Source organism: Pseudomonas sp. MPB23 (assembly GCF_046605395.1).
In the GTDB taxonomy this organism is placed as follows: domain Bacteria; phylum Pseudomonadota; class Gammaproteobacteria; order Pseudomonadales; family Pseudomonadaceae; genus Aquipseudomonas.
In genome coordinates, this window is sequence record NZ_CP176771.1 from 2633671 (window position 1) to 2659095 (window position 25425).

At 61.5% G+C, this 25425-nt stretch carries 15 protein-coding genes; 9 read left to right on the forward strand and 6 right to left on the reverse strand.

Annotated features, from left to right (window positions below; translation table 11 throughout):
• Positions 1-527: 527 nt before the first annotated feature.
• The gene (rlmKL, locus tag ACLH0J_RS12250; protein WP_411392153.1) at positions 528-2792 is read left to right on the forward strand and encodes a bifunctional 23S rRNA (guanine(2069)-N(7))-methyltransferase RlmK/23S rRNA (guanine(2445)-N(2))-methyltransferase RlmL; all 2265 of its coding nucleotides are present in this window, start codon (positions 528-530) and stop codon (positions 2790-2792) included.
• A 130-nt stretch (positions 2793-2922) separates the two neighbouring features.
• On the forward strand, positions 2923-5352 hold the full coding sequence (locus tag ACLH0J_RS12255; RefSeq protein WP_411392154.1) for a diguanylate cyclase: 2430 nt from the start codon (positions 2923-2925) through the stop codon (positions 5350-5352).
• Between the two features lie 7 nt (positions 5353-5359).
• Here ACLH0J_RS12255 and dacB read toward each other — a convergent pair whose 3' ends face one another.
• Complete coding sequence (gene dacB / locus ACLH0J_RS12260; RefSeq protein ID WP_411392155.1) at positions 5360-6820, reverse strand: D-alanyl-D-alanine carboxypeptidase/D-alanyl-D-alanine-endopeptidase; 1461 nt, start codon at positions 6818-6820, stop codon at positions 5360-5362.
• A gap of 237 nt (positions 6821-7057) precedes the next feature.
• Between dacB and ACLH0J_RS12265 the strand changes: the two genes are divergently transcribed.
• Entirely contained in the window at positions 7058-7402 is a 345-nt protein-coding gene (locus tag ACLH0J_RS12265) for a YggL family protein (RefSeq protein ID WP_411392156.1), read from the forward strand.
• Between the two features lie 55 nt (positions 7403-7457).
• On the opposite strand, the gene ACLH0J_RS12270 is transcribed toward ACLH0J_RS12265, so the two are convergent.
• A complete protein-coding gene (locus tag ACLH0J_RS12270; RefSeq protein WP_411392157.1) occupies positions 7458-8648 on the reverse strand; it encodes a benzoate/H(+) symporter BenE family transporter in 1191 nt (396 codons plus the stop codon).
• A gap of 270 nt (positions 8649-8918) precedes the next feature.
• Between ACLH0J_RS12270 and ACLH0J_RS12275 the strand changes: the two genes are divergently transcribed.
• Positions 8919-9683, forward strand: coding sequence for a GntR family transcriptional regulator (locus ACLH0J_RS12275; RefSeq protein WP_411392158.1), 765 nt, complete (start codon positions 8919-8921; stop codon positions 9681-9683).
• 126 nt (positions 9684-9809) lie between these two features.
• On the opposite strand, the gene guaD is transcribed toward ACLH0J_RS12275, so the two are convergent.
• The 4 genes from guaD to xdhA all read right to left on the reverse strand — a co-directional run bounded on the left by guaD (position 9810) and on the right by xdhA (position 15930).
• On the reverse strand, positions 9810-11114 hold the full coding sequence (gene guaD, locus ACLH0J_RS12280; RefSeq protein ID WP_411392159.1) for a guanine deaminase: 1305 nt from the start codon (positions 11112-11114) through the stop codon (positions 9810-9812).
• A 12-nt stretch (positions 11115-11126) separates the two neighbouring features.
• Positions 11127-11966, reverse strand: coding sequence for a xanthine dehydrogenase accessory protein XdhC (xdhC, locus tag ACLH0J_RS12285; RefSeq protein ID WP_411392160.1), 840 nt, complete (start codon positions 11964-11966; stop codon positions 11127-11129).
• A gap of 123 nt (positions 11967-12089) precedes the next feature.
• A complete protein-coding gene (gene xdhB / locus ACLH0J_RS12290) occupies positions 12090-14489 on the reverse strand; it encodes a xanthine dehydrogenase molybdopterin binding subunit (RefSeq protein WP_411392161.1) in 2400 nt (799 codons plus the stop codon).
• Complete coding sequence (xdhA, locus tag ACLH0J_RS12295) at positions 14482-15930, reverse strand: xanthine dehydrogenase small subunit (protein ID WP_411392162.1); 1449 nt, start codon at positions 15928-15930, stop codon at positions 14482-14484. The genes xdhB and xdhA overlap by 8 nt, the downstream gene beginning before the upstream one ends.
• Before the next feature lie 281 nt (positions 15931-16211).
• Here xdhA and ACLH0J_RS12300 point away from each other — a divergent pair, with 281 nt between their 5' ends.
• The 5 genes from ACLH0J_RS12300 to ACLH0J_RS12320 all read left to right on the forward strand — a co-directional run bounded on the left by ACLH0J_RS12300 (position 16212) and on the right by ACLH0J_RS12320 (position 25287).
• The gene (locus ACLH0J_RS12300; protein WP_411392163.1) at positions 16212-16871 is read left to right on the forward strand and encodes a GntR family transcriptional regulator; all 660 of its coding nucleotides are present in this window, start codon (positions 16212-16214) and stop codon (positions 16869-16871) included.
• A 2-nt stretch (positions 16872-16873) separates the two neighbouring features.
• The gene (smc, locus tag ACLH0J_RS12305) at positions 16874-20362 is read left to right on the forward strand and encodes a chromosome segregation protein SMC (RefSeq protein WP_411392164.1); all 3489 of its coding nucleotides are present in this window, start codon (positions 16874-16876) and stop codon (positions 20360-20362) included.
• Positions 20363-20620: 258 nt separating this feature from the next.
• Positions 20621-21484, forward strand: coding sequence for a cell division protein ZipA (gene zipA, locus ACLH0J_RS12310; RefSeq protein ID WP_411392165.1), 864 nt, complete (start codon positions 20621-20623; stop codon positions 21482-21484).
• An 85-nt stretch (positions 21485-21569) separates the two neighbouring features.
• The gene (gene ligA, locus ACLH0J_RS12315; protein ID WP_411392166.1) at positions 21570-23936 is read left to right on the forward strand and encodes an NAD-dependent DNA ligase LigA; all 2367 of its coding nucleotides are present in this window, start codon (positions 21570-21572) and stop codon (positions 23934-23936) included.
• 187 nt (positions 23937-24123) lie between these two features.
• A complete protein-coding gene (locus tag ACLH0J_RS12320; RefSeq protein WP_411392167.1) occupies positions 24124-25287 on the forward strand; it encodes a putative zinc-binding metallopeptidase in 1164 nt (387 codons plus the stop codon).
• Positions 25288-25425 lie beyond the last annotated feature (138 nt).

Sequence of the window (25425 nt, forward strand, 5' to 3'; positions counted from 1 at the left end):
GTTTCCCTCACTTGTTGACTGTCTTGATATCCTTCGGTCTCGTCTGAGGCCGGGCAGAGTTTTTCTGCCGTTGGTGTGGCCCGCTGCCGGCGTGGCGAGCCAATGTGCCAGCGTCGTTGTGGCGCTGGCCTGTGTTGAGTTCTAACCAATAGGTCACATGGATTCAATGATCGTTTTGTCATAAGCACGTAACGATAACGATGCTATAGCCATAAGCTGGGGTGGCTTTTCGCCCCTTTTATGGGGCAAAGCCAGCTATGATGTGCCTTACGAAGAGAATGGGCTTAATCCTTGGGTGAGAAAGCCCGCCCGTTGTGGTCGGTTATTATTCGACGAAGGGTCTGAATATTTCTTTTTGTTGCGACAATTATCTCTCTGCCCCGTCAATCAAGGCCTGAAGGCCCGCCAGACGGAGTGGGACGGCACATTCGTGCCACGCGAGTACTCTTCAAGAAAAGTGCTTGATTGAAAACCGAGCCGGCGATGCGTCGCCCGTTCATTTATTGCTGAAAAGCCTGGAATGCCCCATGTCGGACCGTTTTGAACTCTTCCTCACCTGCCCCAAGGGCCTTGAAGGCCTGCTGATCGAGGAAGCCGTCGGGCTTGGCCTTGAGGAAGCTCGCGAGCACACCTCGGCCGTGCGCGGCATGGCCGACATGGAAACCGCCTACCGTCTGTGCCTCTGGTCGCGCCTGGCCAACCGGGTGTTGCTGGTACTCAAGCGCTTCCCGATGAAGGACGCCGAAGATCTCTACCACGGTGTGCTGGATATCGACTGGGCCGACCACATGGTGTCCGACGGTACCCTGGCCGTGGAGTTCAGCGGTCACGGCTCGGGTATCGACAACACCCACTTCGGCGCGCTGAAGGTCAAGGATGCGATCGTCGACAAGCTGCGCACCCCGACCGGCGAGCGTCCGTCCATCGACAAGATCAACCCGGACCTGCGCATCCACCTGCGCCTGGACCGTGGCGAAGCCATCCTGTCCCTCGACCTGTCCGGCCACAGCCTGCACCAGCGCGGTTACCGTTTGCAGCAGGGCGCCGCACCGTTGAAGGAAAACCTCGCGGCAGCGATCCTGATTCGTGCCGGCTGGCCGCGTATCGCTGCCGAAGGCGGCGCGCTGACCGACCCGATGTGCGGCGTGGGCACCTTCCTGGTGGAAGGCGCGATGATCGCTGCCGACATGGCGCCGAACCTGAATCGCGAACTCTGGGGCTTCACCACCTGGCTCGGTCACGTCCCGGCGCTGTGGAAGAAGCTTCATACCGAAGCCAGCGAGCGTGCCGCCATCGGCATGAACAAGCCGCCGTTGTGGATTCGTGGCTACGAAGCCGACCCGCGGCTGATCCAGCCTGCACGCAACAACATCGAGCGCGCCGGTCTCAGCCATTGGATCAAGGTGTACCAGGGTGAAGTCGGCACATTCGAGCCGCGCCCGGACCAGAACCAGAAAGGTCTGGTGATCTGCAACCCACCCTATGGCGAGCGTCTGGGTGACGAAGCCAGCCTGTTGTACCTCTACCAGAACCTCGGCGAGCGTCTGCGCCAGGCGTGCATGGGCTGGGAGGCGGCGGTGTTCACCGGCGCGCCGGACCTGGGCAAGCGCATGGGCATTCGCAGTCACAAGCAGTATTCGTTCTGGAACGGTGCCTTGCCGTGCAAATTGCTGCTGATCAAAGTCAACCCGGATCAGTTCGTCACCGGCGAGCGCCGCACCCCCGAACAGCGCCAGGCCGAACGTGAACAAGCCGCTTACGATCAGGCCCCGGCCGAACCACAAGAACGCCAGTACAACAAGAACGGCAACCCGATCAAGCCGGCCCCGGCCCCCGTAGTCGAACAGGCGCGACTGAGCGAAGGCGGGCAGATGTTTGCCAATCGTCTGCAGAAGAACCTCAAGCAACTGGGCAAGTGGGCCAAGCGTGAAGGCGTGGATTGCTACCGTGTGTACGATGCCGACATGCCGGAATACTCCATGGCCATCGACCTGTATCACGACTGGGTCCACGTCCAGGAATACGCCGCACCCAAATCCATCGACCCGGAAAAAGCCTCGGCACGTATGTTCGACGCTTTGGCGGCCATTCCCCAGGCGCTGAACATCGACAAGAGCCGCGTGGTGGTCAAGCGGCGCGAGCGTCAGAGCGGCACCAAGCAGTACGAGCGCCAGAGCGCCCAGGGCAAGTTCACCGAGGTCAGCGAAGGTGGCGTGAAATTGCTGGTCAACCTCACCGACTACCTCGACACCGGCCTGTTCCTCGATCACCGGCCGATGCGCATGCGTATCCAGAAAGAGGCGGCCGGCAAGCGTTTCCTCAATCTGTATTGCTACACCGCCACCGCCAGTGTGCACGCAGCCAAGGGCGGCGCGCGCACCACCACCAGTGTCGACCTGTCCAAGACTTACCTGGACTGGGCGCGCCGCAACTTCTCCCTCAACGGTTTCTCCGACAAGAACCGCCTGGAGCAAGGTGATGTGATGGCGTGGCTGGAAGCCAGTCGCGATGAGTTCGACCTGATCTTCATCGACCCGCCGACCTTCTCCAACTCCAAGCGCATGGAAGGGATCTTCGACGTGCAGCGCGACCACGTGCAGTTGCTCGACCTCGCCATGGCGCGCCTGGCACCGGGCGGCGTGCTGTACTTCTCGAACAACTTCCGCAAGTTCGTGCTCGAGGACAACCTCAGCGAACGCTATGCGGTCGAGGAGATCAGCGACAAGACCCTCGACCCGGATTTTGCGCGTAATGCCAAGATCCACCGCGCCTGGAAAATCACCGCGCGCTGATGGTTGCTTCCCCTGTAGGAGCGAGCTCGCTCCTACAACTTTTTTACGCTGGTCAAACCCTGGGCCGATAGCTATAAGTAAGGCCTAGCCAAAGTGACACCCCCGCACGCTGGCGTTGTGAGTGTTGCCTATGCCGTTACAAGCCGTTCGCCCGAAAATCCTAGGTTTTATCAGTGAGCAGGCGTCGGCTTGGCTGGTGGCAGTGGTGGTGGTGCTGGCCGGTTGCGCCCTGACGACGATCGTCGCCTGGGCGGCCTCCGACCTCTATCAACAGCAGGTGCGCCAGCGCTTTCAGTTGCTGGTCAGCGAACGTTATGCCCGCCTGCAGGAGCGCTTCGAAGATCAGGAACAACGCCTGAACGGCCTGCGGCGTTTCTTCGTCAACTCTGACGACGTGTCCCGTGAAGAATTCGACGGTTTCGCCCAACCCTTGTTGTTGCGCGCCCGCGCCTACTCGTGGGCGCCCCGGGTGTTTCGTGAGCAACGCCAGCAATTTGAACAGGAGGTGTCCCGTCAGATCGGCAGGCCCTATGTTATCCGTGAGTTGAATTCGGCAGGCGAACTGGTGCCTGCGGTTGAACGCGATGAATACGTGCCCGTGCTTTACAGCCAGACCCAAAGCCTGCTGGGCGTGCCGCTGGGGTTCGATCTGCTGGCCCAACCGCTGCGGCGCTCGACCCTCGAGCGTGCGCATAGGAGCGGCAAGCTGGCGGTGTCCCAGCCGATGCAACTGGTGGGGGTCGAGCCAGCTTACGCCACCGGGGTATTACTGGTCGCGCCCGTAGTCCCCCTGTCCACTGCCGAGTCGTCCTCGAATGAGCCCTACGGCTATGTGATGGCGGTGATCAGCATGCGCCAACTGGTGGCCGATGGTTTGCCCAGGCCGGACTTGGACAATCTGGTGATGCAGATCGTCGACACCTCCGACCTGCAACAGCGTGTGCTCTTCGAGTCCAATAATGTCGTGGCCGACAGTGGCCTCGTCAGCGTTCGCCGCCTGAGCCTGGGTGACCATGTGTACGCCCTGAGCCTGCGTCCGAGCCTGGTGTTCGAACAGTCCAACCATTCCTCGCTCGCCACGATCCTGCCCATGGGCGGGTTGCTCAGCCTACTGCTCAGTGCCTTGCTCTACGTGCTGGTGAGCCAGCGTCAGCGCGCACTGAAGCTGGTGGAGCAACGGACCGCGCAGTTACGCCTGCGCGAGCAGGAGTTGCGCGATGCCCACGGTCAATTGCGCAGCGTGCTGAATGCCGCCACCCAGGTCGCGATCATTGCCACCGACCTGCGCGGTGTCATCAATACCTTCAACGCCGGTGCCGAGCAGATGCTGGGGTTCAAGGCCGAGCAGGTGATTGGCAAGTTGACCCTGGAGACGCTGCATTCGGCCTCGGAACTGGAGGCGCGTTCCGCTAGCCTGAGTGTGGCCTTGGGCAAACGCATCCCGGCGAGCCAGGCGATGTTGGTGGACAGCCCTGACAACCTGCGCGAAGCCCGTGAATGGACCCTGATCCGCCAGGATGGCAGCCATCTGAGCGTGAACATGCTGGGCACGGTGTTGCTGGACGACCATGGTTTATGGATCGGCCACCTGGCCATCTACTTGGATATTACCGAGCAGAAACGCGTCTACGAGGCGCTGGCTGCTCGGGACCGCCTGCTCAAGAAGCTCAGCGCCCATGTGCCCGGCGGGATCTTCCAGTTCACCCTGGAGCCCAGGGACAACTGGCGTTTCATCTACGCCAGCGATGGCATGCGCGATATCTACGAAATCGAGGTCAGCGTGCTGCAGCAGGATGCGAGCCAGGTTCTCGAACGCATCCATCCACAGGATGTGGAGCGGGTGCGTACGTCCATTCGCTTGTCGGCGTTGCAGTTGAGCCATTGGCGCGAAGAGTACCGCGTGCTGTTGCCGAAACGGGGCCTGCGCTGGATTCGCGGCGAGGCCACTCCGGAAGAATTGCCGGGGGGCGGTACCCTGTGGCATGGCTACGTGTCCGATATTTCCGATCTCAAGCGGGTGGAAGAGGAATTGCGCGCGTTGTCCATTACCGACTCCCTGACCGGGATTCACAACCGCCGCTATTTCCAGGATCGCCTCAAGGCGGAGATGGTGAGGCTTAACCGCACTTCGGGGGCGTTGTCGGTCATCATGCTTGATATCGATCATTTCAAGCGGATCAACGATCAGCACGGGCATGCGGTCGGTGATGGGGTGCTGCAGGAGTTGTGCAAGCGCATCAGCCAGCGTCTGCGCCGCAGTGATGTGTTCTGCCGTCTTGGGGGCGAGGAGTTCATGGTGCTATGCCCCAACACCGACAGCGAGCAGGCCTATGGCCTGGCACTGGAGTTGTGGCAATCGCTGCGCAGTGCGCCGATGGCGTCGGTGGGCATCGTCACCGCCAGCTTTGGCGTGGCCAGTTGGCAGGCGGATGAAGGCATCGACGCGCTGTTGTTGCGTGCCGACTCGGCGGTGTACGTCGCCAAGCAGGCGGGCAGGGATCGGGTGGAGGCTGTGGCGAGGGAGCTTGATCCCGCGGGACCGCAAAGCGGTCCCCATTAGTGGATGGTTAGAGAACCGGTGCCGCCGCCGCCAACTTCGGTTGGCGATACAGATCCAGCAGCACCTGATCCAGCACCGACGAAGCCCCCCATGGCTTCGGATCGTTGAGGATCGCCACCACTGCCCAGGTGTTGCCGTTGTTGTCGCGGCTGAACCCAGCGATGGCGCGCACGGTGTTCAAGGTGCCGGTCTTGACGTGGGCTTCCCCGCGCATGGCGGTGGTCTTCAGGCGTTTACGCATGGTGCCGTCGGTACCGGCGATCGGCAGCGAACTGATGTATTCCGCCGCATACGGACTTCTCCAGGCTGCTTGCAGCATCTCAGCCATTTCGCGGGCGCTGACCCGTTCGGCACGGGACAGGCCGGAACCGTTCTCCATGACCAGGTGCGGCGCGGTGATGCCCTTCTTCGCCAGCCACTGGCGCACCACGCGTTGGGCGGCCTTGGCATCGTCGCCATCGGCGTCGTTGCGGAACTGCGCGCCCAGGCTCAGGAACAATTGCTGGGCCATGGTGTTGTTACTGTATTTGTTGATGTCGCGGATGATTTCCGCCAGGTCTGGCGAAAACGCGCGGGCCAGTACCTTGGCATCCTTGGGCACTGGCGCCTGGATATCCCGGCCCTGGATGGTGCCGCCCAATTCCTGCCAGATCGCGCGCACGGCGCCGGCGGTGTAGGTGGCGTGGTCCAGCAGCGACAGATACGTCTGCGAACTGCAGCCGTCCGCCAACTGGCCGCTGACGGTGACGGTCATGCTGCCGTCGGCGGCCGTTACCGGGTTGTAACGCACATCGCCGGTGCATTGCTTGGCATTGGAGACCTTGACCTGGTTGTCGATGCGGATGCTGGCGATGGGCGGCTCGACCGATACGATCACGCGGCCCGAATCGTTACGGGTCACAAAGCGCAAGGCCTTGAGGTTGACCAGCAGGGCATCGGGCTTGACCAGGAACGGCTTGTTCTCGTCGTTGCCGTCATCGTTGAATTGCGGCAACTGTGGCTGGTTGAAGAAGTTGCGGTCCAACACCAGGTCGCCAGTGACTTGTTGCACGCCATTGGCGCGCAGGTCGCGCATCAGCAGCCAGAGTTTTTCCATGTTCAGCTTGGGGTCGCCGCCGCCCTTGAGGTACAGGTTGCCGTGCAACACGCCACCGTTGAGGGTGCCATCGGTGTAGAACTCGGTTTTCCACTGATGGTTGGGGCCGAGCATTTCCAGGGCCGCATAGGTCGTGACCAGCTTCATCGTGGAGGCCGGGTTCACCGAGACATCGGCGTTGAATACGGTGGCTGTACCTGGGCCGTTGAGTGGAATCATCACCAGGGACAGCGCGGTGTTTTGCAGCTTGGCCTTGGCCAGTGCCTGCTGAACATTCGGGGGCAGGGTGTTGTTGATCGGGGCGGCGACGGTGGAGAAGGCCAGTGGCAGGAGAAAACCGGCGAGCAATACTGAGCGCAAAGATGTGATCATAAAAAATAAGACCCTACTGCTGAGAAGGGTGAAAAAGACGAGGGGTAAATAAGAAAAATCCCTCAGTGGTCATGAAAGTGACGGCATTATGCCCCAAGGTGCGACCCGTTGTAGCTGAACGATAGCTGCTAATCCGCGTTTTTTTACCGGCAAAGTGACGCCTGTCCCAGAGAGTCGGGCAATTGCCGCCTTAAACTGCTAAAGTGCCGCCCGTTATTACTTATGAGGATTGTTCCAATGGCGACTAACCGTTCCCGGCGTCTGCGCAAAAAACTATGCGTTGATGAATTTCAAGAGCTGGGTTTCGAACTGAACCTGGACTTCAAAGAAGGTTTGGACGATGAAGCGGTTGACGCGTTCCTCGAAGCATTCCTGACCGAAGCGATGGACGGCAATGGCCTTGACTACGTTGGTGGCGAAGACTTCGGTCTGGTGTGCAAAGCCACTCGTGGTTCGGTCACCGAAGAGCAGCGTGCAACCGTTGAAGCGTGGCTCAAGGCCCGCCCAGAGCTGACTCGCGTTGAAGTCAGCGCGTTGTTGGACGCCTGGCATCCAGAGACGCCGATCAACCCGGCCGTCTGATGTCATGAAACAGCGACCCGCCCGGGTCGCTGTTTCGTTATGGGGCTTTAAATCCTCAGGCCTTGCGCCCGTTCAGAATCAGCAGCGTCAACACCCCCGCCACAATCCCCCAGAACGCCGATCCGATGGAAAACAGCGTCAAGCCTGACGCGGTGACCATGAAGGTGATCAGTGCCGCTTCCCGTTCCTTAGGCTCATTCATGGCGATGCTCAGGCCATTGATGATCGAGCCAAACAGCGCCAGGGCCGCAATCGACAGCACCAGCTCCTTGGGCAGTGCCGCGAACAAGGCCGCCAATGTGGCGCCGAACACCCCGGCGATCCCGTAGAACACCCCGCACCACACTGCTGCCGTGTAGCGCTTGTTGCGGTCCTCATGGGCATGGGGGCCGGTGCAGATCGCTGCGCTGATCGCCGCCAGGTTGATGCCGTGGGAACCGAAGGGCGCCAGTACCAGAGAGGCAAGGCCCGTGGCGGTGATCAGTGGCGAGGCGGGTACGTTGTAGCCGTCGGCCCGCAGCACCGCAACGCCAGGCATGTTCTGCGAGGTCATGGCCACCACGAACAACGGAATGCCGATGCTGATGGTCGCCGCCAGCGAGAAATGCGGCGTGGTCCACACCGGCGTCGCGACTTCCAGGTGAAAGCCGCTGAAATCCAGCAGCCCCATCAGCCCCGACAGCAGCGTGCCGATCACCAACGCGGCGAGCACCGCATACCGTGGTGACAGGCGCTTGATGATCAGGTAGGTGAAAAACATCCCCAGCACCAGGCCGGTCCGGTGTTGCGCGGCGACGAAAATTTCGCTGCCGATCTTGAACAGAATTCCCGCCAGCAACGCCGCCGCCAGCGAGGCCGGGATGCGTTTGACCAGCTTTTCGAAGCTGCCGGTCAGCCCGCAGATCGTGACCAGTAGCGCGCAGGTGATGTAGGCGCCGATGGCCTCGCCATAACTCACGCCGCCCAGGCTGGTGATCAACAGCGCCGCACCCGGTGTCGACCAGGCAATGGTGATCGGCGTGCGATAGCGCAGCGACAGGCCGATGCTGCAGACCGCCATGCCGATGGAAATCGCCCAGATCCACGAAGAAATCTGCGCCGTGGTCAAGCCCGCGGCTTGCCCGGCCTGGAACATCAGCACCAGGGAACTGGTATAGCCGGTCATCATGGCGATAAAGCCGGCGACGATGGCCGATGCAGAGGTGTCGGCCAACGGGCGCAGGGGCGCTTGGGTGGCGTCGGTCATGGTGAGGTGTTCCTTCTACCTGACTCCCTTCCCTGTAGGAGCGAGCAAGCTCGCTCCTACAGCGGGATGTCGTTCATGGGAAATCGTGGAATCAAGCCTAAACTCAAACGTAACGAGTCATTGCAATACAGCCGCGGCCGCAAACAGCCGTACAGTGTGTTGGCGCATGGGGTTGTGTACAATGTGCCCTGTTTTTAGGTGATACTTGCCAGCGCCTCGCTGTTGCCGTATTACCGTTAATTCGCCGCCGTTCTCCAAACCCGAGTGCCCATGAACGAACAGTTGCAACCTCTCAAGAAACAACCGCGAGCCGGCAAGACCGCTCGCAGCGGAACCCAGGACGATATTGTCTACGCACATATCTTCGAGGCCATCCTCGAACAACGCCTGGCACCCGGTACCAAATTGAGTGAAGAGGCACTGGGCGAAATCTTCGGCGTCAGCCGCACCATCATTCGCCGCGCACTGTCGCGCCTGGCCCATGAAGGCGTGGTGCTGCTGCGGCCCAATCGCGGCGCGGTGGTGGCCAGCCCCAGCGTGGAAGAAGCGCGCCAGGTGTTCCTGGCCCGGCGCCTGGTGGAGCGGGCGATCACCGAACTGGCGGTGCAGCACGCCACGACCGAGCAACTGGCTGAGTTGCGCCAGATGGTCAACGACGAACGCGACAGCTTCTCCCGTGGTGATCGCGGCGCCGGTATCCGCCTCTCCGGCGAATTCCACCTCAAGCTGGCCGAAGCGGCGAAGAACGCGCCGCTGATCAGCTTCCAGCGCAGCCTGGTGTCCCAGACCTCATTGATCATCGCCCAGTACGAAAGCGGCAACCGCTCGCACTGTTCGTACGATGAACACACCCAGTTGATCGACGCGATCGAAGCGCGGGATGCGGCCTTGGCGGTAGACCTGATGATGCACCACATGGATCACATCGACAGCAAGCTCAACCTCGACGAGGAAAGCGCGTCGGATGATTTGCATGCAGTGTTCTCGCATTTGTTGCAGACCAAGAAGCCGGGGCGCTCGTCTGTAAAGTTGTAAACCCGATCAAACCTGTGGGAGGGGGCTCGCTCCCGATGGCGGTGTATCAGTCAAGCAATCCAGTGACTGACACTCCGTCATCGGGAGCAAGCCCCCTCCCACAGTGGTTTGGGCTTGCCGTAGGGATCAGCGTTGGTGCACCCGATTGCCCGCCGCATACGTCTGCAACACCGTGCGGTCATCCCCCAGGGTCATCAGCACGAACAACGTTTCGGCAATGTTATTCGCCTGCTTCAAGCGATAGCTGAGCAGTGGCGTGGCGTTGTAATCCAGTACGATAAAGTCCGCATCGGTCCCCGGTTGCAACGTGCCGATCTTGTCTTCCAACCGCAGTGCCCGCGCGCCGCCCAGGGTGGCCAGGTACAGTGACTTGAACGGGCTCAACCGCGCGCCCTGCAGTTGCATGACCTTGTAGGCTTCGTTCAGGGTTTGCAGCAACGAGAAACTGGTGCCGCCGCCTACGTCGGTGCCCAGGCCCACATTCAGTTTGTGTTTCTCGGCCATCGGCAGGTTGAACAGGCCGCTGCCCAGGAACAAGTTCGAGGTCGGACAGAACGCCACCGCCGAGCCGGTCTCCGCCAGCCGCGCGCACTCGTCATCGCACAGGTGCACACCGTGGGCAAACACCGAGCGCTCGCCGAGCAGCTTGTAGTGGTCGTACACATCCAGGTAGCCATTTCGCTCCGGGAATAGCGCCTTGACCCACTCGACCTCCTGCTTGTTCTCACTGATATGGGTCTGCATGTACAGGTCCGGGTATTCGCCCAGCAGTTGCCCGGCCCGCGCGAGTTGTTCCGGCGTGCTGGTCGGGGCAAAACGTGGCGTGACCGCATAGTGCAGGCGGCCCTTTCCGTGCCAGCGCTCGATCAACGCCTTGCTTTGCTGGTAACCGGATTCGGCGGTGTCGGTCAGATAGTCCGGCGCGTTGCGGTCCATCATCACCTTGCCGGCAATCATGCGCAGGTCGAGCTTTTCGGCGGCCTCAAAGAACGCATTGACCGACTGCGGATGCACGCTGCCGAACACCAGCGCGGTGGTGGTGCCGTTGCGCAGCAATTCCTTGATGAAGATATCCGCGACTTCTTCGGCGTGGGCCTTGTCGGCGAATTGGCTTTCGCACGGGAAAGTGTAGGTGTTGAGCCAGTCGAGCAACTGCTCGCCGTAGGCGCCGACCATGCCGGTTTGCGGCAGGTGGATGTGGGTGTCGATCAGGCCTGGGGTGATCAGCGCATCCTGGTAATGGGTGATGTCGATATCGGCAGGCAGGCTCGGCAGCAGGTCGCCGGCGTGGCCAAGTGCACTGATCCGACCGTTCTCGATCACCAGCAGGCCGTCTTCGAAATACTCATAGGAAGCGTCGACACCCACTTCGGCAGGGTCGGCGAGGCTGTGCAGGATGGCGGCGCGGTAGGCTTTGCGAGTCAAAGGCATGGTGATCTCAATTTAGATAGCTTGGCTGCGACGCGAAGCCGGCAGCAATTTGGCAATGGGTTCGGCGCTCGCGCTGTGCTGGCCGAAACGGGCGTTGTAGGTGGCGATGATTTCGCCGGCGATGGAGATGGCGATTTCCACCGGCAATTTGCCCTTCACGTCGGGAAGGCCCATGGGGCAGCGCATGCGCTGCAACTGCGCGGGGGCGAAACCGCGTTCGCGCAGGCGGTGTTCGAACTTGACCCGCTTGGTCTTCGAACCGATCAGGCCGAAGTAGGCGAAGTCATTGCGCTTGAGCAGGGCGGCGCTCAGTTCCAGGTCCAGCGCGTGATTGTGGGTCATGACGATGCAGTAACTGCCCACTGGCAGGTCGGCAATTTCGTCGACCGGCTCTTCGCTGACGATTTTATGCACGCCCTGGGGAATCTGTTCCGGAAACTCCTGCTCGCGCGAGTCGATCCAGCGTACCCGGCACGGCAGGCTTGCCAGCAGCGGCACCAGGGCGCGGCCGACATGCCCTGCACCGAACACGGCGATCTGCGCCTGCACCTGCACCATGGGCTCGAACAGCAGCACCGTCACGCCACCGCAGCACTGGCCCAGGCTTGCGCCCAGGCTGAAACGCTCCAGATGGGTGTTGCGCTGGCCACGGGCGAGCATGTCGCGGGCGATCTGCATCGCCTTGTATTCCAGGTGCCCGCCGCCGATGGTGTCGAAGGTCTGCGCGGCGCTGATCACCATCTTGGAGCCCGCATTACGCGGCGTGGAGCCGAGCTCTTCGATGATGGTCACCAGCACGCAGGGTTCGCCCTGGTCTTGCAGGTGGGCGAGGGCGCTGATCCAGTTGTTCATGGTTACCTCAACATTACTGTTGTCTGTTCGTCCGTCATCGGGAGCAAGCCCCCTCCCGCATTGGAAGGTATTCACCGATCAAAATGTGGGTGGGGGCTTGCTCCCGATGGCCGCGCCTCGGTCCTAAAGCGAAGCCATCTCGGTTTCCGCCTCGACGGTCTTCGCCGCCTGCACCCGCCGCATCTGCTCACAGCCCCACAACACCCGCTCCGGGGTTGCCGGCGCATCGATGTTCGGCTGATGGCGATAGTCACCCAGGCTCGCCACCGCATCCTTGATCGCGCACCACGAAGCAATCCCGAGCATGAACGGCGGTTCGCCCACGGCCTTGGAGTGGAACACCGTGTCTTCCGGGTTCTTGCGGTTTTCCACCAGCTTGACCCGCAAATCCAAAGGCATGTCGGCGACGGCCGGGATCTTGTAGCTGGCCGGGCCGTTGGTCATCAATTTGCCCTTGTCGTTCCACACCAACTCTTCCATGGTCAGCCAGCCCATGCCCTGGATGAAGCCGCCTTCGACCTGGCCGATGTCGATGGCCGGGTTCAGCGAGGCGCCCACGTCGTGGAGGATGTCGGTGCGCAGCATCTTGTATTCGCCGGTCAGGGTGTCGACGATCACTTCGCAGCAGGCCGCGCCGAAGGCGAAGTAGTAGAACGGCCGACCACGCGCCTGGCTGCGGTCGTAGAAGATTTTCGGGGTCTTGTAGAAGCCGGTGCTCGACAGCGAGACCTGGGCGAAATACGCCTGCTGGATCAACGCCTCGAAAGTCAGGATCTGCTCGCCCACACGCACATGGCCGTTATGGAAGGCCACGTCCGCTTCGCTCACTTCGTACTTGCGCGCGGCAAATTCCACCAGGCGCTGCTTGATGGTTTCGGCGGCGTTCTGCGCGGCCTTGCCGTTCAGGTCGGCGCCGCTGGAGGCGGCGGTCGGCGAGGTGTTGGGCACCTTGTCGGTGTTGGTGGCGGTGATCTGCACGCGGTCGATCTCCACCTGGAACACTTCGGCCACCACTTGCGCGACCTTGGTGTTCAAGCCCTGGCCCATTTCAGTGCCGCCGTGGTTCAGGTGGATGCTGCCGTCGGTGTAGATATGGATCAGCGCACCGGCCTGGTTGAGGAAGCTTGCGGTGAACGAGATGCCGAATTTCACCGGGGTCAGCGCCAGGCCTTTTTTCAGGATCGGGCTGTGGGCGTTGTACAGGCGGATCGCTTCGCGGCGCTCGGCGTATTGGCTGCTGGCCTCCAGCTCGGCGGTCATCTCTTCGAGCAGGTTGTGCTCGACGGTCTGGTAGTAATGGGTGACGTTGCGCTCGGTCTTGCCGTAGTAGTTGGCCTTGCGCACGGCCAGTGGGTCCAGCGCCAGATGACGGGCGATGGCATCCATCACTTCTTCGATGGCGACCATGCCTTGCGGGCCGCCGAAGCCGCGATAGGCGGTGTTGGAGGCGGTGTTTGTCTTGCAGCGATGGCCGTTGACCGTGACATCGCCCAGGTAGTACGCGTTGTCGGCATGGAACATTGCGCGGTCGACAATCGAGTTGGACAGATCCGGCGAGCAGCCGCAGTTACCGGCCAGTTCCAGATTGATGCCGTGCAGGCGCCCACTGTCGTCGAAGCCGACGTCGTACTCGATATAAAAGGGGTGGCGCTTGCCGGTCATCAGCATGTCTTCGATCCGCGGCAGGCGCATCTTGGTCGGCTGCCCCGTCAGGTGCGCGACCACCGCACACAGGCACGCCGGGCTGGCGGCCTGGGTTTCCTTGCCGCCGAAACCGCCACCCATGCGGCGCATGTCGACGACGATCTTGTTCATCGACACGTCCAACACTTCGGCCACCAGTTTCTGTACTTCGGTGGGGTTCTGCGTGGAGCAGTAGACGATCATGCCGCCGTCTTCGGTGGGCATCACCGAAGAAATCTGGGTTTCCAGGTAGAAGTGTTCCTGGCCGCCGATATGGAGGGTGCCCTGCATGCGATATTGCGCGGTTGCCAGTGCGCTTGCCGAGTCACCGCGTTGGTGGGTGTGGCTGTCCAGCACGAAATGCTTTGTGCGGTAGGCCTCGACTACATCCAGCACCGGTTCCAGATCTTCGTATTCGATGACCGCGGCCATCGCCGCTTTGCGGGCGGTGTCGAGGTCGCGGGCGGCCACGGCCAGCACGACCTGGCCGACGAACTGCACGGTGTCGATGGCCAGCAGCGGATCGCCCGGCAGCAGCGGGCCGATGTCTTTCAGGCCTGGCACATCTTCGTGGGTGATGACGATGCGCACGCCGTCGAAGGCATGGCAGGGCGTGGTGTCGATGCTCAGGATTCGGGCGTGGGCGCGGTCGGACAGGCGCGCATACAGGTGCAACTGGTTGGGGAATTCCAGGCGGTCGTCGATGTATTGTGCTTCGCCGGAAACGTGCTTGGCGGCGCTGTCATGCTTGACGCTGCGACCGACCCCGGAGGTCAGGTCCTGAGCGAACAGCTCGGCCAGTTCGGTCTGGGTTTTAACGACGGCGTGATGGTTAGACATAAGCGGTCACCCGAGTCTCGATGTGCGGCGTTTGCAGCTCGATGAAGTACTTGCGCAGCAGGTTCTGTGCGCTGAGCAGGCGGTATTCCTTGCTGGCGCGGAAGTCCGACAGCGGGGTGAAGTCCTGGGCCAGGGCGGCGCAGGCTTGCTCCACGGTGGCGGGGTTCCAGGCGGCGCCGACCAGCGCGGCTTCGCAGCTTTTGGCGCGCTTGGGCGTGGCAGCCATGCCTCCGAAGGCGACGCGCGCCTCGCGGATCACACCGTTGTCGATCGTCAGGTTGAACGCCGCGCACACTGCGGAAATATCATCGTCCAGGCGCTTGGAGACCTTGTACGCACGGAACAGCGCATGGCCCTTGGGCACGATGATTTTTTCGATGAACTCGCTGTCCTGGCGCGCGGTGACGCGGTAGTCGATGAAGTAGTCTTCCAGCGCCAACGTCCGGCGGGTGTTGCCTTTGCACAGCACGATTTGTGCGCCGAGGGCGATCAGCAGTGGCGGTGAATCGCCGATCGGCGAGGCGTTGCCGATATTGCCGCCGAGGGTGCCCTGGTTGCGGATCTGCAAGGAGGCGAAGCGCTGCAGCAGGTCGCCGAAGTCCGGGTATTCGTGGTGCAGCGCCGTGTAGCAATCGGAGAGGGGGGCGGCGGCGCCGATTTCCAGGCGGTCGTCGAAGGACTCGATGCGCTTCATTTCTTCAATGTTGCCGACATAAATCATCACCGGCAGTGTGCGGTGGAACTGGGTGACTTCCAGCGCCAGGTCCGTGCCGCCGGCGAGCAGACGGGCTTGGGGGTAGGCGTCGTAGAGGTCGGCCAGGTCGGCGACGGTCAGCGGCACCAGGCAGCGTTTGTCACCGCTGTTGAGCTCACCGGTCTGGGTTGGCGCGATGGCTTTCAAGCGGGCAATCGTCTCGGCCTGGCGGCTGTCGAACTGATCCTGGGGCTTGTTGCAGCAGGCCTGTTCGGCGGCGGCGAGGATCGGGCGATAGCCGGTGCAGCGGCACAGGTTGCCGGCCAGGGCTTCGTGGGCCTTCTGGCTGTCGGGGCCGTCGCTGTTTTTTTGCAGGGCGAACAACGACATCACAAAGCCTGGGGTACAAAAACCGCATTGCGAGCCGTGGCACTCCACCATGGCTTTTTGCACGCTGTGCAACTGGCCCTGGTGTTTGAGGTCTTCGACGCTGATCAGTTGTTTGCCGTGCAGCGACGATACAAATGTCAGGCAGGCATTGAGGCTGCGATAGCGAATCTGCTCGGCGCCTTGCGCATCGGCATGCAGCTCGCCGACCACCACGGTGCACGCGCCGCAGTCGCCACTGGCGCAACCTTCCTTGGTGCCGGATTTGCCCACATGCTCGCGCAGGTAGTTGAGCACGGTGAGGTTGGGGTCCAGGGTGTGCTCGCTACGGAGTTCCTGGTTGAGTAAAAACTGGATCACGGAAGGCCTCACAGACTCATTATTGTTGTTAACCGCTTTGCGCCGAATCTAGTCATGTCTGACTTTTCGGTCAATGATTTTCTGACTTGCAGGTCAAGAAAGTGCGGTCGCAACCTGTTCAATTATGGTCCAGTCTTCTGGAACCGGCGTTTTTGGGGGCTTCTGAGTGCTGAACATTGCTTATTTCATGCCAAATTCAGCAAGGAGGGCCTAGCGCCATCAACCAGGCATTTGCGCTACACTGCCGCGCTTGTATCGATAGAAGATTTTGAAGGGAAAACATGACGTTCAAGGCGCCGGACAGTCTCGCCGAGCAAATCGCTCACCACCTCGCCGAACGTATCATTCGCGGCGATCTCAAGCCTGGGGAGCGGATCCAGGAACAGAAAGTCACGCTGGCGCTTAACGTCAGCCGTGGTTCCGTGCGCGAAGCCTTGTTGATCCTCGAACGTCGTCACCTGATCGCGATCCTGCCGCGCCGTGGCGCCCATGTCACCGAACTCACCGCGCACAAGGTGCAGAGCCTGTGCACGCTGATGAGCGAGCTGTATATCCTGCTCGGCAATGCGGTTGCCCGGGGCTGGCAGGTCCAGGCCGACATGGCGCCGTTCGTGCAGATCCAGCAGCGCCTGGTGAGTCATTTCGAACGCCAGGACATCCGCGCCTTCGTCGAAGAAAGCTTCAATGTGATGCGCGCCGCGTACCCCTTCGCCAACAACCCGTATTTGCAGGAAACCGTCGAGAACCTGCAGCCGGCGATGAACCGTGCCTATTACCTGGCGCTGGATCAACGCAAGGCGTCCATGGGCGAGTACCTGGCGCTGTTCGAGCAACTGCTCGCCGCCGTGCTTGCCCGTGACCTGGCGCAGATTCGCCTGGTGCTGTCGGCCTACGGCCAGCGCAGTTGCTCGCTGGTGGTCGCTGCGTTGGCGGACGTCTAAGCGTGCGGCTCAAGTGCATCAAATTGGCGGGGTTCAAATCCTTCGTCGACCCGACCACGGTGAACTTCCCCAGTAACATGGCGGCAGTGGTGGGGCCCAATGGCTGCGGCAAGTCGAACATCATCGACGCCGTACGCTGGGTGATGGGCGAGAGCTCGGCAAAAAACCTGCGTGGCGAGTCGATGACCGACGTCATCTTCAACGGCTCCACCAGCCGCAAGCCGGTGAGCCAGGCCAGCATCGAACTGGTGTTCGACAACTCCGACGGCACCCTGGTCGGCGAATACGCGGCCTACGCGGAAATCTCCATCCGCCGTAAAGTGACGCGCGACAGCCAGAACAGTTACTTCCTCAACGGCACCAAGTGTCGCCGGCGGGACATCACCGATATCTTCCTCGGCACCGGCCTCGGCCCGCGCAGCTACTCGATCATCGAACAGGGCATGATCTCCAAGCTGATCGAAGCCAAGCCCGAAGACCTGCGTAACTTTATCGAAGAAGCCGCCGGCATCTCCAAGTACAAGGAGCGCCGCCGCGAGACCGAAAACCGCATCCGCCGCACCCATGAAAACCTCGCCCGCCTGACCGACCTGCGCGAAGAGCTGGAGCGCCAGTTGGAGCGCCTGCACCGCCAGGCCCAGGCCGCCGAGAAGTATCAGGAATACAAGGGCGAAGAACGCCAGCTCAAGGCGCAACTCTCGGCCCTGCGCTGGCAGGCGCTGAATGACCAGGTCGGCCAGCGCGAAGCGATCATCGGCACCCAGGAGGTCAGCTTCGAAGCCCTGGTGGCCGAACAGCGCAACGCCGATGCCAGCATCGAGCGCCTGCGCGACGGGCATCATGATCTGTCTGAACGCTTTAACTTGGTGCAGGGCCGCTTCTATTCGGTGGGCGGTGATATTGCCCGGGTCGAGCAGAGCATCCAGCATGGCCAGCAGCGCCTGCGCCAGTTGCAGGAGGACTTGAAAGAAGCCGAACGCGCGCGGCTGGAAACCGAATCCCATCTGGGCCATGACCGCACCTTGCTGCTGACCCTGGGCGAAGAGCTGGACATGCTCACCCCCGAGCAGGAAATCACCAGCGCCGCCGCCGAGGAAGCCGCCGCCGCCCTGGAAGAAGCCGAATCCACCATGCACGGCTGGCAGGAGCAGTGGGACGTCTTCAACCTGCAGTCCGCTGAACCGCGTCGCCAGGCTGAAGTGCAGCAGTCGCGCATCCAGCAACTGGAAACCAGCATGGAGCGCCTGGCCGAGCGCCAGCGCCGTCTGCAGGAAGAGCGCGTGTTGCTTGCCGCCGACCCGGAAGACGCGGCGATCATGGCGCTCAACGAGCAACTGGCCGAAAGCGAAATGACGCTGGAAGAGCTGGAAGCCAGCGAAGAACAACAAGTCGAGCGCCTGGAACAATTGCGTCAGCAACTGCAACAGGCGACCCAGGCCCAGCAACAGGCCCAGGGCGATTTGCAGCGGCTCAATGGCCGCCTGGCCTCCCTGGAAGCCTTGCAGCAAGCCGCGCTGGACCCTGGCACCGGCACCGCCGAATGGCTGCGTGACCAGCACCTGGCCGAGCGTCCGCGCCTGGCCGAAGGCTTGAAGGTCGAGCCGGGCTGGGAACTGGCAGTAGAAACCGTATTGGGCGCCGACCTGCAAGCGGTGCTGGTCGATGATTTCGGCGGTTTCGACCTGGCCGGTTTCGTCCAGGGCGATCTGCGCTTGCTCAGTCCCGCTGTCGATGGCACGCGGGTGCCGGGCAGTTTGCTGGATAAAGTCGAGGCGGCGATTGACCTGTCGCCATGGCTCGGCCAGGTCAAACCGGTGGAGTCCCTGGAGCAGGCCCTGGCGCAGCGCGGTCAACTGGGCGCCGGTGAAAGCCTGATCAGCCGCGACGGTTACTGGGTCGGCCGCCACTTCCTGCGGGTGCGTCGCGCCAGCGAAGCGGAGAGCGGCGTATTGGCCCGTGGCCAGGAAATCGTCAACCTGATTGCCGAGCGCGAAGAGCGCGAAGTCACCCTGGAAAGTCTGGAAACCGAACTGCAAACCCTACGCGCCACCCAGCGCCAGCAAGAGACCGGCCGCGAACACCTGCGCCGTCTGTTGCAGGACGAGGCGCGCCAGCAAGGCGAGTTGAAAGCCCAGCTCTCGGCGAGTAAGGCCAAGGCCGAGCAACTGACCCTGCGCCGTACCCGTCTCGATGAAGAAGTCGCCGAGATGGGCGAGCAGCGCGCCCTCGAACACGAAGAAATCGGCGAAGCGCGTCTGCACTTGCAGGAAGCCCTCGACAGCATGGCCCTGGATACCGAGCAGCGCGAACGGCTGCTGGCCCAGCGTGACAGCCTGCGCGAGCGTCTCGATCGCGTGCGCCAGGAAGCCCGCCAGCACAAGGATCACGCCCATCAGTTGGCCGTGCGCCTCGGCTCCCTGCGCGCCCAGCACGCGTCCACGGCCCAGGCCCTTGAGCGCCTGGAGATGCAGTCCGAACGCCTCACCGAGAAACGCGAGCAACTGAGCCTCAACCTGGAGGAGGGCGAAGCGCCCCTGGAAGAGCTGCGACTCAAGCTCGAAGAGTTGCTCGACAAGCGCATGACCGTCGACGAAGAACTCAAGACCGCGCAGATCGCCCTGGAAGACGCCGACCGCGAACTGCGCGACGCGGAAAAACGTCGGACCCAGGCCGAGCAGCAGTCCCAGTTGATCCGCGGCCAACTCGAACAACAGCGCATGGAATGGCAAGCCTTGACCGTGCGCCGCAAGACCCTGCAGGACCAATTGCTCGAAGACGGCTACGACCTGCACGGCGTGCTCAATACCCTCACTGGCGAGGCGAACGAGAAAGACGCCGAAGAAGAACTGGAGCGAATTGCCGCCCGTATTCAACGCCTCGGCGCGATCAACCTCGCGGCCATCGATGAATACCAGCAACAGTCCGAGCGTAAACGTTATCTGGATGCCCAGGACGCCGATCTGGTGGAAGCCCTGGACACCCTGGAAAACGTGATCCGCAAGATCGACAAGGAAACCCGCAACCGCTTCAAAGATACCTTTGATCAGATTAATGGCGGTTTACAGGCGTTATTCCCGAAAGTTTTCGGGGGTGGCAGCGCTTACTTGGAACTGACGGGCGAAGATTTACTCGATACAGGGGTAACGATCATGGCGCGGCCTCCGGGCAAGAAGAACAGCACCATCCATTTGTTGTCCGGCGGCGAGAAGGCCTTGACCGCATTGGCCCTGGTATTTGCCATCTTCAAGTTGAACCCGGCGCCGTTCTGCATGCTCGATGAAGTTGACGCACCACTGGATGACGCTAACGTTGGACGCTATGCGCGACTGGTCAAGGAGATGTCACAAACGGTGCAGTTCATCTATATCACCCACAACAAGATCGCCATGGAAATGGCTGACCAGTTGATGGGGGTGACGATGCACGAGCCAGGCTGTTCGCGTTTGGTGGCGGTGGATGTGGAAGAGGCGATGGCGATGGTGGAATCCTGAACCGCGCCAGGAGAGAAAATTTCAGCGTGATGTAAGACTGTTTACCGCTCTGGCAAAACTGGCAAATGGACATATTTGTTCAAGGCATTTTGACAGACGGTGTAAAGTTATCTTTGGTCGTGCTAGTTTAATGTCAATTTTTCGTATGCGTGGGCAAAACGTCAGTCAGAACATAGAGTTGGCGCCACGTTTTAAAGCGGTTTGCACGGTGCTAAACCCCTTATTTTTCAGCATTTTTTATTAGAGGCACGGGATTACATGGAAATCGGTCTGCGCGAGTGGCTGATCGTCATCGGCATTATTGTCATTGCCGGTATTCTTTTTGATGGCTGGCGCCGCATGCGCGGTGGCAAGGGCAAGCTCAAATTCCGTCTGGATCGCAACCTGTCCAACTTGCCCGACGACGACGGCAGCGCCGAGCTGCTGGGTCCGCCCCGCGTGCTGGATACCCACAAAGAGCCGCAGTTGGACGAACACGACCTGCCGTCGATGAGCGCTCCGCAGCGTGAAGCGCGCGAGCCGTCGTCCAAGCGTGGCAAGCGCGGCAGCGCGGCCGTTGCCGAACCCCATCAGGGCGACCTCAACCTCGATGTGGATGAAGGCCCGAGTTTCAGCAGTCGCGACGATGATTTCCCGGACGAAAACGCTGGCAAGAACGCGCCGCGCCAGACCGTCAACGACCAGCCTGCCGCAGAAGAAGTGCTGGTGATCAGCGTGATCTGCCGCGACGCCGCAGGCTTCAAGGGCCCGGCGCTGTTGCAGAACATTCTGGAAAGCGGCCTGCGTTTTGGTGAGATGGATATTTTCCACCGCCACGAAAGCATGGCCGGTAATGGCGAAGTGCTGTTTTCCATGGCCAATGCGGTCAAGCCGGGCACCTTCGACCTGGACGATATCGACCTGTTCAGCACCCCTGCGGTGAGCTTCTTCCTCGGCCTGCCAGGCCCGCGTCACCCGAAACAAGCGTTCGACGTGATGGTGGCCGCAGCCCGTAAGTTGTCCCAGGAACTCAACGGCGAACTCAAGGACGACCAGCGCAGCGTCCTGACCGCCCAGACCATCGAACACTACCGTCAGCGTATCGTCGAGTTCGAGCGTCGTGCCCTGACACAGAAACGCTGAGGATTGGTTTCCAGCGTTGTCATTAGAATAAGCGCACCAACATTTGAGCAGCTTCGGCTGCTCTTTTGCTTTATGAGAGAACACCATGACCGCCGCCCAAACCCGCATCCTTGAACTGCGCGCTGAACTGGATCAGCACAACTACCGTTATCACGTGCTCGACGAGCCGAGTATCCCGGACGCTGAGTACGATCGCCTTTTCAACGAGCTCAAGGCCCTGGAGGCCGAGCACCCTGAACTGGTGACGCGCGACTCACCGACGCAGCGGGTCGGCAGTGCGGCGTTGTCCGCTTTTACTCAGGTGCGTCATGAGATCCCGATGCTCAGCCTGGGCAACGCGTTCGATGAAACCACCATGCTGGAATTTGATCGACGGGTCACCGAAGGTCTCGACCTGCCGGTGGGCGATCTGTTTGGTGGCGGCGCTGAAGTGGAATACAGCTGCGAGCCGAAGCTGGACGGCCTGGCGGTCAGCCTGCTTTACCAGGATGGCGAGTTGGTGCGTGGTGCCACCCGAGGCGACGGCACCACCGGCGAAGACATCAGCGTCAACGTGCGCACCGTGCGCAATATCCCATTGAAACTGCATGGCGCCGGTTGGCCGGCGACCCTGGAAGTGCGTGGCGAAGTGTTCATGTCCAAGGCCGGGTTCGAGCGCCTGAACGCCTCGCAGTTGGAAGTGGGTGGCAAGACTTTCGCCAACCCACGCAACGCGGCGGCCGGCAGCCTGCGCCAGTTGGATTCGAAAATCACCGCCAGCCGCCCGCTGGAATTCTGCTGCTATGGCATTGGCCAAGTGACCGCAGACATCAGCGACACCCATATCGGTAACCTGCAGCAGTTGCAGAAGTGGGGCATGCCTATCAGCCACGAGCTGAAGCTGGCCAAGGGTATTCAGGCGTGCCTGGAGTACTACCGCGATATCGGCGAGCGGCGTAACAGCCTGCCCTATGAAATCGATGGCGTGGTGTTCAAGGTCAACAGCATTGCCTCCCAGCGCGAACTGGGGTTCCGCGCCCGCGAACCGCGCTGGGCCATCGCCCATAAATTCCCGGCCATGGAAGAAATGACCGAGCTGCTCGACGTGGAGTTCCAGGTCGGCCGGACCGGCGCCGTGACCCCGGTGGCGCGCTTGAAGCCGGTCAAGGTCGCCGGTGTCACCGTGTCCAATGCGACGCTGCACAACATGGACGAAGTGGCGCGCCTGGGTCTGATGATCGGTGACACCGTGATCATCCGTCGCGCCGGCGACGTGATCCCGCAGGTGGTGTCGGTGGTCACCGAGCGCCGCCCGGAAAACGCCCGCGCGGTGCAGATTCCCGAAAGCTGCCCGGTGTGCGGTTCCCATGTGGAGCGCACGCAACTGGTCAAGCGCAGCAAGGGCAGGGAAACCGTCAGTGAAGGCGCGGTGTACCGTTGCGTCGGGCGCCTGGCCTGTGGTGCGCAGCTCAAGCAGGCGATCATCCATTTCGTCTCGCGCCGTGCCATGGACATTGATGGCCTGGGCGACAAGACCATCGAGCAACTGGTAGACGAAAAACTCATCGGTTCGCCGGCGGATCTCTACACGCTCAAGTACGAACAGATCATCGACCTGGAAGGCTTTGCCGATGTCTCCAGCAAGAAGCTGATCGCCGCCATCGAAAACAGCAAGACACCGACCCTGGCGCGGTTTATCTACGCCCTGGGCATTCCCGACGTGGGCGAGGAGACCGCCAAGGTGCTGGCGCGCTCCCTGGCGTCCCTGGAGCGGGTACAGAAGGCGTTGCCGGAAGTGCTGACATACTTGCCGGACGTGGGCCTGGAAGTCGCCCACGAGATCCACAGCTTCTTTGAAGACAGCCACAACCGCAACGTGATCAGCGCGCTGTTGTCGCCGGATGAATGCGGCCTGCAATTGCAGGATCAGGGGGAACTGAGCGCCGAGTTCGCCGCCAGCACCACCTTGGACGGCTTGCTCGACAAGTTGAATGTGCCCAGTGTCGGCCCAGGCGCTGCGCAGAAACTTGCGGACAAGTTCGGCAGCCTCGAAGGCGTGATCCAGGCCGACTGGCTCGACATGCGCCAGGCGCTGCCCGAGAAGCAGGCCAAGGCGGTGCGCGAGTTCTTCGACAACCCGAACCACGCCAACCACGCTCGGGCCATCGAGCAGCAGCTCACCGACTTCGGCATGCACTGGCAGAGCGAAAAGAAAGTGGTCGAAGGCTTGCCGGAGGCGGGGCATACCTGGGTGCTCACCGGCTCCCTGGAGCTGATGAGTCGCGATGTGGCCAAGGACAAGCTCGAAAGCCTGGGCGCCAAGGTCGCCGGCTCCGTCTCGGCGAAAACCCATTGCGTGGTGGCTGGACCGGGCGCCGGTTCCAAACTGGCCAAGGCCAATGAGCTGGGCTTGAAGGTGCTTGACGAAGAGGCCTTCGTCGCATTCCTGGCCAAGCACCACATCACCGTCTGATCAGGGTAGGAGCAAGCTTGCTCGCGAAGAGCGTGAACGATAACGCAGGCAGCCTGGGTCGCATCGTCTGGACGTTTTTCGCGAGCGAGCTCGCACCTACATAGAGGCGGGCAGCCGCATTCCTATTTGTGTTGAACGATCCCGAGCGAGAAATGATCTAGTCACTGTCACCCAGAGAGAGATCGCCATGTTCCGCTACTTCGAGCAACTCAGTTCGCGCATCGCCGCACCGTTCATGGCCGACACTTCGCGTAACAGCAAGGTCTGGCAGTGCCGGTGCGGTCAGTCGCTGTTCTTTCGCAACAGCCAATGCCTGGCCTGTTCGGCGCTGCTGGGGTATCAACCGCAGCAAACGCGCTTGTCCTCTCTGCAGCCCGGCCCCGTCGTCGACACGTGGCTTGCGGACGATAATCTCGATGCCGGCGCCTTTCGCCGTTGTGCCAACCTCGATACTCCGGCCGCCTGCAACTGGTTGATTCCGGCCCATAGCACCGCGCCGCTGTGCGTGGCGTGCAGCCTCAACCGCACCATCCCCGACCTGTCGATCGCGGAAAATGCCGAACGCTGGTGCAAGGTAGAAACCGCCAAGCGTCGGTTGGTGGCGCAGTTGATCAGCCTCGGCCTGCGAGTGGTGCCCAAGAGCGTCGACGAGGATAACGGCCTGGCCTTTGACTTCGTCGGCATCGACCTGGAAGGTAATGCGCCCATGACCGGCCACGCCAACGGCCTGATCACCCTCGACATCAAGGAAGCCGACGACGCTCATCGCGAAAAAATCCGCGTGCAGATGCGCGAACCCTATCGCACCTTGCTCGGCCACTTTCGTCATGAGGTCGGCCATTACTATTGGGATCGCCTGATCGCCAACAGCGATTGGCAGCAACCTTTTCGCGACCTGTTCGGCGACGAACGCGCCAGTTACGCTGACGCCCTCGACCAGCACTACCAGAACGGCCCGCGGCCCGACTGGCAGCAAACCTGCGTCAGCGCCTACGCCACCATGCACCCCTGGGAAGACTGGGCCGAAACCTGGGCTCACTACCTGCACATGATGGATGCCGTCGACACCGCCCTGGGCTTCGGCATGAGTGCTCGCGATATGGATCTGGACTACCAGCCGTTTCCCCTCACCACCCTCTACAACCCCGAACATCCTGGCGGGCCGGCGTTTCTGTCCTTCGTCAACGCCTGGATCGAATTGGCCGGGATGCTCAACGAACTGTCCCGCGCCATGGGGCAGCCAGACTTCTATCCCTTCGTGCTGCCCCCGGCGGTGATTGCCAAGCTGCACTTCATCCACCTGGTGATCCAGGAAGAGGGTGGTCGGGCGGATGAGGCGGTTCTTCTGTAGGTGTGAGCTTGTTCGTGAACGGCGCGGGTGCGTGGTGTCTATGAATTTTTCGCGAGCAAGCTCGCTCCTACAGGGAATGGTCGGAGCCGCTAGGCAAGTGCTTGAACCATCGAATGTTTTTAATCCGGAACCAACGGT